This is a genomic window from Streptomyces sp. NPDC088097, from assembly GCF_044741845.1.
GTDB lineage: Bacteria > Actinomycetota > Actinomycetes > Streptomycetales > Streptomycetaceae > Streptomyces.
On record NZ_JBIUTJ010000001.1, the window covers coordinates 724,683 to 737,646 of the forward strand.

At 72.1% G+C, this 12,964-nt stretch carries 14 protein-coding genes; 8 read left to right on the top strand and 6 right to left on the bottom strand.

The annotated features are described in order from the left end of the window. Positions 1-47: 47 nt before the first annotated feature. From ACIOD1_RS03185 to ACIOD1_RS03210, 6 genes are all read left to right on the top strand, one after another. The gene (locus ACIOD1_RS03185; RefSeq protein WP_365622804.1) at positions 48-500 is read left to right on the top strand and encodes a hypothetical protein; all 453 of its coding nucleotides are present in this window, start codon (positions 48-50) and stop codon (positions 498-500) included. 51 nt (positions 501-551) lie between these two features. Beyond that, on the top strand, positions 552-1,316 hold the full coding sequence (locus ACIOD1_RS03190) for an alpha/beta fold hydrolase (RefSeq protein ID WP_365622806.1): 765 nt from the start codon (positions 552-554) through the stop codon (positions 1,314-1,316). A 111-nt stretch (positions 1,317-1,427) separates the two neighbouring features. Next, positions 1,428-2,603, top strand: a complete 1,176-nt coding sequence (locus ACIOD1_RS03195; protein WP_365622808.1) for a serine hydrolase domain-containing protein — start codon at positions 1,428-1,430, stop codon at positions 2,601-2,603. A gap of 104 nt (positions 2,604-2,707) precedes the next feature. Next, entirely contained in the window at positions 2,708-3,112 is a 405-nt protein-coding gene (locus tag ACIOD1_RS03200) for a hypothetical protein (RefSeq protein WP_365622810.1), read from the top strand. Between the two features lie 57 nt (positions 3,113-3,169). Next, a complete protein-coding gene (locus tag ACIOD1_RS03205) occupies positions 3,170-3,589 on the top strand; it encodes a DCC1-like thiol-disulfide oxidoreductase family protein (RefSeq protein ID WP_365622812.1) in 420 nt (139 codons plus the stop codon). Between the two features lie 11 nt (positions 3,590-3,600). Beyond that, positions 3,601-4,338: a TetR family transcriptional regulator gene (locus tag ACIOD1_RS03210; protein ID WP_365622814.1), complete on the top strand. Its 738-nt coding sequence runs from the start codon at positions 3,601-3,603 to the stop codon at positions 4,336-4,338. 95 nt (positions 4,339-4,433) lie between these two features. On the opposite strand, the gene ACIOD1_RS03215 is transcribed toward ACIOD1_RS03210, so the two are convergent. Further along, on the bottom strand, positions 4,434-5,717 hold the full coding sequence (locus ACIOD1_RS03215) for an MFS transporter (RefSeq protein WP_401899834.1): 1,284 nt from the start codon (positions 5,715-5,717) through the stop codon (positions 4,434-4,436). A 105-nt stretch (positions 5,718-5,822) separates the two neighbouring features. On the opposite strand from ACIOD1_RS03215, the gene ACIOD1_RS03220 reads away from it, so the two are divergent. Beyond that, a complete protein-coding gene (locus ACIOD1_RS03220; RefSeq protein WP_365622818.1) occupies positions 5,823-6,368 on the top strand; it encodes a MarR family transcriptional regulator in 546 nt (181 codons plus the stop codon). On the opposite strand, the gene ACIOD1_RS03225 is transcribed toward ACIOD1_RS03220, so the two are convergent. The 3 genes from ACIOD1_RS03225 to ACIOD1_RS03235 form a co-directional block, all read right to left on the bottom strand. Next, the gene (locus ACIOD1_RS03225) at positions 6,355-7,911 is read right to left on the bottom strand and encodes an ABC transporter substrate-binding protein (protein ID WP_365622820.1); all 1,557 of its coding nucleotides are present in this window, start codon (positions 7,909-7,911) and stop codon (positions 6,355-6,357) included. The two genes, ACIOD1_RS03220 and ACIOD1_RS03225, sit on opposite strands and share 14 nt — an antisense overlap. A gap of 99 nt (positions 7,912-8,010) precedes the next feature. Next, positions 8,011-9,279 (bottom strand): metallophosphoesterase, encoded by a 1,269-nt coding sequence (locus tag ACIOD1_RS03230; RefSeq protein ID WP_365622822.1) that lies wholly within the window; start codon positions 9,277-9,279, stop codon positions 8,011-8,013. Then, the gene (locus tag ACIOD1_RS03235) at positions 9,276-9,521 is read right to left on the bottom strand and encodes an SCO4848 family membrane protein (RefSeq protein WP_401899838.1); all 246 of its coding nucleotides are present in this window, start codon (positions 9,519-9,521) and stop codon (positions 9,276-9,278) included. Before ACIOD1_RS03235 ends, ACIOD1_RS03230 begins: the two co-directional genes overlap by 4 nt. A 121-nt stretch (positions 9,522-9,642) precedes the next feature. Here ACIOD1_RS03235 and ACIOD1_RS03240 point away from each other — a divergent pair, with 121 nt between their 5' ends. Continuing rightward, positions 9,643-10,887, top strand: a complete 1,245-nt coding sequence (locus ACIOD1_RS03240; RefSeq protein ID WP_365622826.1) for a D-alanyl-D-alanine carboxypeptidase — start codon at positions 9,643-9,645, stop codon at positions 10,885-10,887. Positions 10,888-10,968: 81 nt separating this feature from the next. On the opposite strand, the gene ACIOD1_RS03245 is transcribed toward ACIOD1_RS03240, so the two are convergent. Then, on the bottom strand, positions 10,969-11,709 hold the full coding sequence (locus ACIOD1_RS03245; protein WP_401899841.1) for an SDR family oxidoreductase: 741 nt from the start codon (positions 11,707-11,709) through the stop codon (positions 10,969-10,971). 87 nt (positions 11,710-11,796) lie between these two features. Continuing rightward, positions 11,797-12,813, bottom strand: a complete 1,017-nt coding sequence (locus tag ACIOD1_RS03250) for a YihY/virulence factor BrkB family protein (protein ID WP_401899844.1) — start codon at positions 12,811-12,813, stop codon at positions 11,797-11,799. Between the last annotated feature and the right edge of the window lie 151 nt (positions 12,814-12,964).

Sequence of the window (12,964 nt, forward strand, 5' to 3'; positions counted from 1 at the left end):
GGGCGGGTGGAGCCGGGCCCCGGCCCGCCTGTGGAAGGATCTGCCGCATGAGCGAGCAGCGGCCGAATCCGTACGCGGGCGATCCCGGCGCGCAGCCCGGCGGGGGCCCGCACCCGTGGGATCCGTACCTGTGGGGTCCGGGCGACCCCGGTGGCGACGGAGCGGGCTTCGCGTTGGGCGAGATCACGATCGCGGGGGACCTGATCCTCACTCCTTCGGGTGCGATGCCGCTGCGGGGCGCGGTGTGGAACGCCGCCGACTTCTCGCGCACGGAGCGGCGGATCCCGGCCCACGCGATCGTGCTGGCCGTCGTCTTCTCGCTGTTCTGCCTGGTCGGCCTGCTCTTCCTGTTGATGAGGGAGAAGGTCACCACGGGCTTCGTCCAGGTGACGGTCGCCGGCGGCGGCCGCTACCACGCGACGATGGTCCCGGCCACGGACCCGTACACCGCGCAGTGGGTCGTGGGCCGGGTCGAGGTGGCCCGCTCGCTGAGTTCCTGAGCCGCGAAGAACCCGGTGGCGGTCCGGCCGCCGCCCGGGGAGGATCTTCGGATGATCCTTTCCCATGACACCGCCGGGCCCGACGACGCGCCCGCGCTCGTCCTGCTCCACTCCTCCGCCGCCGACCGCCGCATGTGGGACCCGCTGTGGGCCCCGCTCGCCGAAGCCGGCCACCGCGTGGTCCGCGCCGACTTCCGGACCTGCGGGGACTCCCCCGCCGCCGAGGCCCCGTACAGCGACGAGGGTGACGTCCTCGCCCTGCTGGACCACCTCGGCATCGAGCGCGCCGCCTTCGTCGGGTCCTCCTACGGAGGCCGGATCTCCCTGGACCTCGCCGCCCGTCATCCGGAGCGGGTCGCGATGCTGGCCCTGCTCTGTCCGAGCCGGCCGGGGCTGGAGTACGGCCCCGACCTCAAGGAGTTCGGCGCCGCCGAGGACGCCCTGGTGGAGGCCGGGGACCTGGCGGGCGCCGCCGAGCTGAACGCCCGCACCTGGCTCGGCCCGGACGCCGGACCGCGGGCACACGCCGCCGTACGGGAGATGATGCTCGGCAACCTCCGGGGGATGCTCTCGGCCGCCCCCGGCTTCGAACTCCCCGCCCCAGAGGTGGACCTCACGACGATCACCGCCCCCACCCTGGCCGTCGGCGGCGCCCACGACCTCCCGACCTTCCGCCGCGCTCCCGCCGAGGTGGCCGCGCTGGTCCCCGGCGCCGAGTACCGCGAGCTGCCCTGGGCGGGGCACCTCCCCTCGCTGGAGCGCCCCGAGGAGATCACCGCCCTGCTGCTGGAGTTCCTCCGGCCCCGACTGGGCTGAGCCGGGCGCCCCGGTCCCGGAGGCGGTGCGCACGGCCCGGGGCTAGCATCCGAAGCGGGGCCCGTGAGGGCGGGGAGGGCAGATGTGCCCCGTCGTCAGGGAGGCTCCGCCGTGCGCCGCTCGAAGATCCCGATCCTGCTGTGTCTGCCCGTCCTCCTCGCCGCCCCGCTGCTGTCCGGCTGCGCATCCGCGCGGGCCGAGGGCGCCGGGGCCCCGTGTCCGAGCGGCCAGGTCGCCCGGGAGGGCAGCTGCGTTCCCTCGGACTCGGAGGACTTCGTCCGCCGCCGGGTCGCCGAGTCCCTGAAGAAGTACGCGCTCACCGCGTCGATGGCCGAGGTGTGGATCGACGGCAAGCGCGTCTGGTCCGCCGCCGCCGGAGAGTCCATGACGGGCGTCCCCGCGACCACGGACATGCACTTCCGCACCGGCGCGGTCGCGATCCCGTACCTCACGACGGCGCTGCTCCGGCTCGTGGACGAGGGCCGGGTCTCGCTCGACGACAAGCTCTCCAAGTGGCGCCCCGAGCTGCCGCACGCGGACGAGATCACCGTACGGATGCTGGCGTCCACCACCTCCGGCTACGCCGACTACGTGACGGACCCGAAGTTCGGCGCCGCTCTGTACGCGAACCCCTTCCGGCAGTGGACGGCCCCCGAGCTGGTGCGCCTGTCGGTGTCGAAGCCCCTGGTGAAGCCGCCGGGCTCGGGCTTCGTCTACTCGCACGCCAACTGGGTGCTGCTGGGCGAGGTCCTCTCCCGGGTCGCGAAGAAGCCCCTGGAGCGGGTCGTGCGGGAGGACGTGTTCGAGCCCATGGGGCTGACCCAGAGCGCCGTCCCGGCCACCGCCGAGATCCCCGCGCCGGTCCTGCACGGCTTCGACAACGAGCGCGGGGTGTTCGAGGACTCCACGTACTGGAACCCGTCCTGGACGCTGGCTCCGGGGGCGGTGACGACCGGGACGCTGGGGGACATGGCGAAGTCCTTCACCTCGATCGGGCAGGGGAAGCTGCTGAGCCCGAAGTCCCACGCGGAGCAGCTCAAGCCCGTCTCGGCCATCTCCCCGACGGTCTCTTACTCCCTGGGGCTGGCGGTGGCCAACTCCTGGATCCTGCAGAACCCCTCCTTCGCCGGTTACGAGGGGGCCGTCGCCTACCTGCCGTCGAGGAAGCTCGCGATCGCGACGGTGGCGACCCAGGGCAAGGGCAGCACCGTACAGAACGCCGCCACCGAGGTCCTGCGGGAGATCGCCGTCCATCTGGCTCCGGAGAAGCCGTTCGAGGCGCGCTGAACGATGCGTCGAACAATGCCCCGAGCATTGCATTGAACCTGTTCAAAAATGGGTCTACAGTCATGGACGTCAGCAGTTGAACACGTTCAAGGGGGCTGAGGGCAATGGACCTCACCGTGATCGCGTACGTCATCTACCTGGTCATCAGCATCGGACTCACCATCTGGGTGGCCCGCACGCTCAGCCGCAACGGCCGCATCTTCATCGCCGACGTGCTCCAGGGCAACGAGAAGCTCGCGGAGGCCGTGAACCACCTCCTGGTCGTCGGCTTCTACCTGGTGAACATCGGCTTCGTGACCCTCTACCTGCGCTCGGGCGAGACGGTCGTCGCGGCCCGCGGGCTGTTCGAGGCCCTGTCGGTGAAGCTCGGCGTCGTCCTCCTCGTCCTCGGCGTCATGCACCTCGGCAACGTCTGGGTGCTCAACAAGATGCGGCGGCGCGGGATCATGGAGCGGCAGCACGTCCCGCCGGTCGCCCCCCAGGGGTGGACCGCTCCGGCCGGGGCCTGACCGATGGCCGAGACCGCGACGGAGCCCGGGTCCGGGTCCGGGTCCGAAACCCAGAGCGTGAGCCCGCGCGCCGTTCGCGACCTCACCGTCCTCTACGACGCCGACTGCCCGGTGTGCACGCACATCCGGCAGTGGCTCCTCGGCCAACACCAACTCGTCCCGCTGAGGCTGGTGGCCGCCGCCTCCTTCGACGCCCGGCGGCGCTTCCCCCACCTCGACCACGCCTCGACGCTCCGCGAGATCACCGTGGTCGACGACAAGGGGCACGTGTGGACGGGGACGGACGCCTTCATCGTCTGCCTGTGGGCCTTGGTCGAGCACCGGCCCAAGGCCAACTGGCTGGCCACCCCGGCCGGTCGACCCTTCGCCCGGGCCGCCATGCACACCGCCGCCGCCGTACGCCACGCGGTCCGTACCGATCCACAAGCGGAGGCCGGGGAACAGGCCTGTGGCGAACACTGCGCCGCGCCCCGATAAGGTCGGACACCGTGACAGACCAGAAGGCTCCCAAGAGCGAGCAGACCCGCACGCTCATCCTCGAAACGGCGCTTCGGCTCTTCCAGGAGCGCGGGTTCGACAAGACGACCATGCGGGGCATCGCCAAGGAGGCCGGAGTATCGGTCGGCAATGCCTACTACTACTTCGAGTCGAAGGAACACCTGGTCCAGGGCTTCTACGACCGGATCGGCGCCGCACACCAGGCGGCGGTCCGGCCGATCCTGGACCACGAGACCGATCTCCAGAAGCGGCTCGCGGGAGTGCTCACGACGTGGATGGACATCGCGGCCCCGTACCACGAGTTCGCCTCGCAGTTCTTCAAGAACGCCGCGGACCCGGAGAGCCCGCTCAGTCCGTTCTCCCCGGAATCGGAACCGGCGCGGCAGGCGGCCATCGACATCCACCGCGAGGTACTGGCCGGCGCCAAGACCAAGGTCCCGGAGGAACTGGCCGACGTACTGCCGGAGCTGATGTGGCTCTCGCAGATGGGCCTGGTCCTGTACTGGGTCTTCGACCGCTCTCCGGGCAGCGAGAAGACCCACAAGCTGGCCCAGCGGGGCGCCCAGTTGACCACGCGCGGCATCGTCCTGGCCCGGTTCCGCGTACTGCGGCCGTTGGTGCGCGAGGTGCACGAACTGTTCGCGGACTTCCTGCCGGGCATGGCCCAGACGGCGGCCGGTCGCGGCGGCAGGCGGGCCTCGGACCCGCACCCGGACGAGAGCGCCTGACCCGGCCCGCCCGGCGGCCCGGCCGGGACTTCGCGGACGCTCCCTAAGGGCTGTCCCGCAATCCCTGGCGGGCGCCACGGATTACGGGACAGCCCTTAGCTCCCGAGGACCAGCAGTGCGGCGACGGTGGGGCCGAAGGCTCCGCCGAGCTGGTAGCAGAGGGTGAACAGGCCGATGGCGGCGGGCCGCCGGCCCGCGTCGGGGGCACTGGCCACGGCGTGGGTCGACAGGACGGCGTTGGCGGCGCTCGCGGTGAACACCCCCGCGGCGGTGGCCGCCAGCAGCAGCGGGCCCGAGTCGGCCAGGATCCCGGTGAGCGCGGCCAGGGTCCCGACCGCGAGCAGGACCGTACGGGCGCCCGCGCGGCCCATCCGCCCCGAGGCGGCGGCGAACGGCCAGGACAGGGCGGACCCGCAGAGCAGCGCGAGGAGTTGGCCGGTCCCGGCGGAGGCGGTGTCCCAGCCGGCCCGCTCGACGAGGAGCCGGGGCACGGCGAAGAGCAGGGTGAAGTAGGACGCCGACAGGACCAGCGCGAGCAGCGCCGAGGTCAAGAACACCGGGCTGCGCAGCAGGGCGACGGGGACGAACCCGTCGGGGGCGCGCCGTACGTGCAGGGTGAGGAGCGCGGCGGCGACGAGGGCCGCGCCGAGGGCGGCGAGCGGCGCGGTCGCGAGCAGCACCAGGGCGGTGACGAGCACCGTGAGCAGGGCGGCGCCCCGGGAGTCGAAGCGGCCGGGCGCGGGCGGGGTGCCCGGTCCGGCGTGGCGGGCGACGGCGGGGACGGCGAGCAGGGCCAGGGCCGAGACGGCGAGGGCGAGCCGCCAGGACACGGAGTCGGCCAGGGTCCGGCCGAGGAGCGGCCCGACAGCGCCGAGCATCCCGAAGCCGGCGCTGACGACCCCCATCCGCCGGGCTGTGCCGGCCAGGCTGATCGCGGCGGCCACCAGCCCGGCGCCGCCCGCTGCCTGGGAGCAGCGGCCGACCAGGGTGAGCGGGAGCCAGGGGGAGGCAGCGACCAGGGCGGTGCCGACCAGGACGAGGACGGTGGCCACGCGGAGTACGGCGGACAGGCCCCGACGGCGCAGGAGTCCGGCGAGGAGCGGGGTGGCGACGGCCATCGCCCAGCCGAAGGCGGTGAGGAGACCGGCGGCGGAGGCGGTGGGGACGCCGAGGGAGGCGGCCATGTCGGGGAGGATCAGCACCGGGGCGTTGGCGCCGGCGGCGATGGGGGTGGCGAGCAGGGCGAGCCACAGGACGGGGACGCGGCGGGGTGCGGAGGTGGTGTTCGGTGCGACCGGTGTGGCCTCGGTGACGGACGGAACGGGTGTGGCCCCGGCGACGGACTGAACCGGCGTGACCGGCGTGGACGACCTGCTCATGACGCGCTCCCCCTGATGCCTCAACATTGAGTCTCTCAACGTTGAGATAAAAACAGAGAGACTCCCTCAACGTCAAGTGTCTTAACGTTGAGGTAATCTGGGGCCATGCAGAACGACGCGGTGGACACGGTCGGCACCTTCATCGGCCAGTGGGAGGCGGAGCGCCCGGACCTCACCGAGGAGCTGTGGCCCGTCGAGGTCCTGGCCCGGATCCAGCGGATGACGCGGATCATCGACAAGCAGCTGAAGACCTTCATGGCCGGACACGGCCTGGAGGTGGGCGAGTTCGACGTGCTCGCCAGCCTGCGCCGCTCGGGCCCCCCGTACGCGCTGACCGCCGGCGCCCTGATCCCGGCCGCGATGGTGACCTCGGGCGCGATCACCAATCGGATCGACCGCCTGGAGGCCAAGGGCCTGGTCGAGCGGGTGCGCGACGACGTCGACCGCCGCTCGGTGCGGATCCGGCTCACCGAGCGGGGCCGCGAGACGACCGAGCGCGTGATGGAGGAGCACCTGCGGCACTACGCGCGCCTGCTGGCCCCCCTGGACCGCTCCACCTCGACCTCGGTCGCCGAGGCCCTGCGCATCCTGCTGCTGGCCCACGGGGACACCGCCGGGGGCTCCGCCGGGCCCGGCATCACAGCCAGTTGAGCTCCCACAGGCGCCAGACGCCCGTGCCGTCCGAGAGGTACTGCGCGCCGGTGACGGCCTCGCGGGACAGCACGTAGTCCTTCTTCTGCCAGATCGGCAACATCGGGACGTGCGAGGCGACGAGGCGCTGGAGTTCGCGGAAGTCCGTGGCCGCGTCCGCCCGGTCCGAGTAGGCCTGGGTGCGGGTGATGAGGTCGTCGACGACCTTGTCGGAGAAGCCGTTGTTCATGCTGGAGTCGGCGCCGACGAGCGGGGCGAGGAAGTTGTCCGCGTCGGGGAAGTCGGCGATCCAACCGATCGTGTAGGCGTCGAACCGACCGGCCGCATAGGCCTTCTGGAACTCCTCCCAGGCCTCGATCGGCTGGGGCTTGACCTGGAAGAGGCCCGTCGACTCCAACTGCCGCTTGATCTCATCGGCCTCGGCCACGTTCGCGCCGCGCGCGTTGACCCCGAGGTCGATCGAGACCGGGGTGGCGATCCCGGCGTCCTTGAGGAGCTTGCGGGCGGCCGTGCCGTTGGGCGAGGGGTAGCTGTCGAAGAACGGCGTTCCGTGCGAGGAGATGCCCGCCGGGACGAGCGAGTAGAGCGGGGTGACCGTGCCCTTGTAGACGGTGCCCGCGATCTTCGAGCGGTCCAGTACGGCGGCCACGGCCTGGCGGACGGCCGGCTTCTCGGCGGCCGAGCCCGGGCGGACGTTGAAGACCATGTTCCGGGTCTCGGTGCCGCCCGAGGCCTGGTAACGCGTGTCCTTCACCCCCGGGTTGAGCCCCGCGAGCACGGCCGGCGGCATGTCCCGGTGGGCGACCTCGATGCCGTGGTCGCGCCAGGCCGCGTCGAGCTGGGCCGAGTCCTTGAAGTACCGGACGGTGACCTGGGCCCGGGCCGGCTTGTTCTCGCCCTTGTAGCGGAGGTTGGGGCGCAGCTGGGCGGTGGCGCCCGCCTTGTACGAGGCGAGGGTGTACGGGCCCGAGCCGTCGATCCGGCCGCCCTCGCGCAGGCCCTTGGCCGGGTACGCGTCCTTGTCGACGATCGAGGCCGCACCGGTGGCGATCTTGAACGGGAAGGTCGCGTCGCGGGCGGAGAGGTTGAAGGTGACCAGGCGCCCCTCGGCCTTGACCGATTCCAGGGTGTTGAACAGGGGGGCCGGGCCCTGCTCGGAGTTGATCCGCTTGATGCGGTCGAACGAGAACTTCACGTCCTCGGCGGTGACGGCCCGTCCGCCGGAGAAGGTGAGGTCGGAGCGCAGCTCGCACTGGTAGGTCATCAGCTTCTGCCCGATGAACTTGCAGGAGGAGGCGGCGTCCGGGACGGGTGTGTCCGAGCCGGGCTTGATGGTCAGCAGTGACTGGTAGACGTTGCTGAACAGGGCCCAGGAGCCGGCGTCGTAGGCACCCGCCGGGTCGAGCGCCGAGACGACGTCGGTCGTGCCCACGCGGATGGCGCCGCGCCCGTCGTCGTCGGCGGGCAGCAGTTGCCAGGCGCCGACTCCGGCGATTCCGAGGACCAGCCCGGCCGCAATGATCTTCGAGCGGACAGCCCGCATCCCCTGAACCCCGCTATTCGAAACTAGGTATCCGACTATCGGTCACCCAATCACGGAAAATCAGCCACGGGAAGGGTCGTTATGCGTGGTCCGAGCAGGTCACGCCTGGTATGAGGCGAGTTCGACGACCGTGATGTCGGAGGGGGCCCCGACCCTCACCGGAGGGCCCCAGGCGCCGGCGCCGCGCGACACGTAGAGCTGGGTGTCGCCGTAGCGCTCCAGGCCGGCCACGGTGGGGTTGGCCAGCTCGGCGATGTAGTTGCCCGGCCAGAGTTGACCGCCGTGCGTGTGCCCGGAGAGCTGGAGGTCCACTCCGTGCCGGACGGCCTCGTCGATCACGATCGGCTGGTGGGCCAGGAGCACCGAGGTACGGGAGCGGTCGCGGTCGCCGAGGGCCGCCGCGAAGTCCGGTCCCTGCCCCTCGGCCTCGCCCTGCACGTCGTTGACCCCGGCGAGGTCGAAGTACGGCAGTTCGCGGCGGGCGTTCTCCAGCGGGACCAGGCCCAGCTCGCGGACGTGGTCCACCCACTGGGCGGCGCCGGAGAAGTACTCGTGGTTCCCGGTGACGAAGTAGCTCCCCAGCTTGGAGCGCAGCCCCCGGAGGGGTTCGGCGGCGGGGCCGAGGTCGTGGACACTGCCGTCGACGAGGTCGCCGACGACCGCGATGAGGTCGGGCTGGGTGGAGTTGATCGTCGCCACGATGCGCTCGGTGTGGGCGCGGCCGAGGATCGGGCCGAGGTGGATGTCGCTCACCACGGCGATGCGGAAACCGTGGGCCGCGCGGGGCAGGTGGGCGAGGGGGACCCGGACCCGCTTGACGCGGGGGCCGCGCAGCACTCCGTAGGTCCCGGTGCCGACGGTGGCGGCGGCCACGGTGACGGCGGCCCCGCCGAGCACCCGCGCGACGAAGACCCGCCGCGTGGACCCGGGCTCCGCGACCTCCACCGGGTCCGTCTCCGCCGGCGGCTCCACCGGCTCCGGGGGTCCGGCCGCTCCCGCCGGAGCGGCTCCGACCGGCTCCTGCGCGGCCGGGGCGGTGGCCGCGGTCCGGTGCGGGCGGCGCAGCCACAGCCGACGGACCGGTTCGGTCACCAGCACGGCCAGGGTCAGGTACAGCAGGACGGCGAGCCACATGTAGCCCGGCCAGGAGACCAGCCGCTGGAAGAGGAACGGCGCGCCGGCGCGGCCGGAGACGAGGGCCGCCAGCGAGAGCAGCGGGAGCGCGAAGGCCAGCACGGTGCCGACGCGACGGGCCGGGCCGGGGCCGCGGGTCGTGTCACGGACCAGCCGCACCCACAGCCACCGGTGGACCAGCACGAGCAGGGCCAAGACGGCCAGTACGGCCGCAACCACCAGAAAAACGGTCATCGTGATTCACGCCTCAGCGCTCGGACCCCGCGCAACCCGATCACACCAACGGCCGTCCCCAGGAGAAAGGACGTGATCGCGAGGAGAAAGTGGACCCAGAAGTACGCGGTCGGGTCACCGGCCGCGTCGAACGACAGGCCGCTGCCGTTCTTCCAGAGGTTCCGGACGAAGGACACCCAGATGAACCAGCTCCAGACTCCGAAGGCGAGCAGGAACCAGGAGACGGAACGGCTGAGTTTCATGCCCTCAGTATCGGATCCGTCCCCAGGACGGACGCGCCGGGGTGGGCCGTCCCGGGGGTGGTTCTCCACGGTTGGCCGGTCCAGGACGCCGGACACACCATCGGAAGGTACGTTCACCAGCGTGTCTGCAAAAAAGACCGCGCTGACGGTCCTTTCCGCCGCGCTCCTCGTCCCAGCGGTCCTCGTGGCGCCCGCGCACGCCGCGCCGCCGCCGACCCCGTCGGTCGACGGGAAGGGGCAACCCCCCAAGGCGCCCGCCGCGCCCGCGCCGCCCGTGTCCATGTCCACGGTCGGCGGCGCCCTGCTCGGCCGGGCGGGGACCCAGGTGAACCCGCTGCCCGGCGCTCCCGCGCTGCCCCCGAACCTGACGGGGCGTTCGTGGATCGTGGCCGACGCCGAGACCGGTGAGGTCCTCGCGGCGCACAACGCCCACTGGCGGCTGCCCCCGGCCTCCACCATGAAGATGCTCTTCGCGGACACCGTCCTGCCGACCCTGCCCAAGGACCAGGTGCACCGGGTCACCGAGCAGGAGATGTCGGACGTCGGCGCGGGCAGCAGCCTGGTCGGGGTGAAGGAGGACCAGGAGTACAGCGTCCACGATCTGTGGCTCGGGGTGTTCCTGCGCTCCGGCAACGACGCCGTGCACGTGCTTTCGGCCATGAACGGCGGCATCGACAAGACCGTCAAGGACATGCAGGCCCACGCCGAGGAACTCCAGGCGCTGGACACGCACGTGATCTCCCCGGACGGCTACGACGCCCCCGAGCAGGTGTCGAGCGCCTACGACCTCACCCTCATCGCCCGCTCCGGACTCCAGAAGCAGGACTTCCGCGAGTACTGCGGGACGGCGAGCGCGAGGTTCCCCGGCAAGGAGGATCCGGGGCACCCCAGGGACTCCTTCGAGATCCAGAACACCAACCGGCTGATGACCGGCGCGGGCGGCCTCTCCCCGTACAAGGGCATCGCCGGCGTGAAGAACGGCAACACCACCATGGCCGGCTCCACCTTCACCGGCGCCGCCCAGCGCGGGGACAAGAAGCTGCTGGTGACGGTGATGAACCCGGACACGGGCGGGGTGAACTCCGTGTACGAGGAGACCGCCGAGCTGTTCGACTGGGGCTTCGCGGCCGCCGGGAAGGTCAAGCCGGTCGGTGAGCTGGTGCCCCCGAAGAGCGCCGACACCGGCCCCCACGGCTCCCCCGCCCAGTCGCACGAGAACAGCACGTCGGCGGCCGGCGACGACTCCGGGAGCAGCGGACTCGGCACGGCCCTCGGCATCGCCGGCGGGGCCTTGGCCGTCCTGGCGGGCGGGGTGTTCGTCACCAACCGGCGGTGGCCGCGCGGGCGCCGCAGCCAGCGCCCGTAGACCCTCCCCTCCGGGCCCGGCCGGGCCCGCGCCGGCCGGGCCGCTCCGTTCGGCGGGGCGCTCCGTTGGGCGGGGCCGGGGTCAGAGGCCGGAGCCGCCGGTCGCGTCGACCACCCGGCCGGTGACCCAGCGCGCGGCGTCCGAGGCGAGGAAGGCGACGACGTCGGCGATGTCCCCGGGCTCCCCGACCCTGCCGAGCGCGGACAGCGAGGCCGCGTGCGCGAGCGCCTCGGGGTTGCCGCGCAGCCAGTCGGCGTTGACGTCGGTGTCGACGATGCCGGGCGCCACCGAGTTCACGGTGATCCCCCGCCCGCCCAGGGCCTTGGCGAGGTTCAGGGTCAGGGTGTCGAGGGCGCCCTTGGTCGCTCCGTAGGCGAGGATCTCGGGCATCGCGAGCCGGGCGGCGCCGCTGGACACGTTGATGACGCGCCCGCCGTCGCGCAGCCGTCCGAGCGCCTCCTGGACGACGAAGAACGGCGCCCGGACGTTCACCGCGAAGACCCGGTCGAACTCCTCCTCGATGACCTTGCCCAGCGGTACGGGCATCCCGATCCCCGCGTTGTTCACGATGACGTCGACCCCGTCGAGGCCGAGTGCGTCGTACGCCGTCCAAAGCGCGGCGGCGTCCCCGTGCCGCCCGAAGTCCGCCCGGAGCGCGTGGGCGGTGCCCCCGGCCGCGGTGATCCGCCCGACGGTCTCGCGGGCCGAGGCGGCGTCGTTGGCGTAGGTGAGCACGACCGTCATCCCGTCGGCGGCGAGCCGCTCGGCGACGGCCCGGCCTATCCCCCGGCTGCCGCCCGTGACCAGTGCGTTCTTGCTCATGAGGATCCCCCGCATTAACTAGTGGTCGATACAGAAAAAACCTAACACAAGATCCTTCGCGGGGAGGAGGGTGAGGGGCGAGGAGGCCTACGGCCGGACGGGCGTGGCGCCCGACGGCGGGCCGGACTTCGGGTCCGACGCCGGCCGGGGCTCCGACTCCGACGAGGGCTCCGGCGAGGAATCCGGCGAGGGCTCCGATGAAGGCTCCGGCGAGGAATCCGGCTCCGGCTCCCCACCCGCCACCGGCTCGGTGCCGTCGTCACGGGTGGCCGTCCAGGAGGCGCAGAACAGCAGCAGCTTCGCCGTGAAGTTGATCCAGAGCAGCAGGGCGATCGGCACGCCGAAGGCGCCGTACATGCTCTTGGCCGCCACCCCCCGCATGTAGCCGCTCAGCAGCAGCTTGAGCAGCTCGAACCCGGCGGCGCCGATCAGCGCGGCCTGGACCAGCCGGCGGCGCGGGGGTTCGACCCCGGGCAGCAGGCTCAGGACGTAGAGGAGCAGCAGGAAGGCCGCCACCACGCCGACGCCGAAGGCCCCCGCGCGCAGCAGCGCGCCGCCGGCCCCGTCGCGCGGGACGCCGAGGGCGGCGCCGAACTTGCCGACCGCGCTGGAGCCGATGATCGAAGCGGCGGCCGAGGCCACGGCCGCGCCGCCGAGGCCGAGCAGGACGAGCGCGTCCTTGCCCTTGCGGACGACGGGGTTGCCCTGGTCCTCGTCGTCCCTGTCCCAGACGGCGCGCAGGCAGTCGCGCATCGAGCCGACCCAGCCGATGCCGGTGAACAGGAGGAGCGCGCCGGCCACGAGGCCGACGGTGCCCGCGTTGGCGACGAGCCCTTCGAGGTCGAGCTGGTCGGAGATGCCGGGGACCTGCTCGGCGAGGTTCTTCTGCAGGCTGTCGAGCTGCTCCTTGCTGAGCAGCGCCGCGCCGACGGCCGCGGCCACGGTGATCAGCGGGAAGAGCGCGAGGAAGCTGATGAAGGTGATCGCGGCGGCGAGCCGGGACCAGTGCACGCGGTCGAGGCGCTCGTAGGAGCGCCAGGCGTGGGTCCGCATCAGGGCGGCCACCAGCGGTCCGATCGCCGGGAGTTTCGTCAGCCAGTCCATGAAAGTCACCGTAATTGAGGCGTCGGAAATAGCCGGTATTGCGGCTTACGGGTACTACGGTCGTCGTTTGTGACTTTTCCCGAAGCGGGCCCGACGGACCGCCCGTTCCATGCCCTGGTCCTGCGGAGGCTCCGCTTCCGCACCTTCCGCG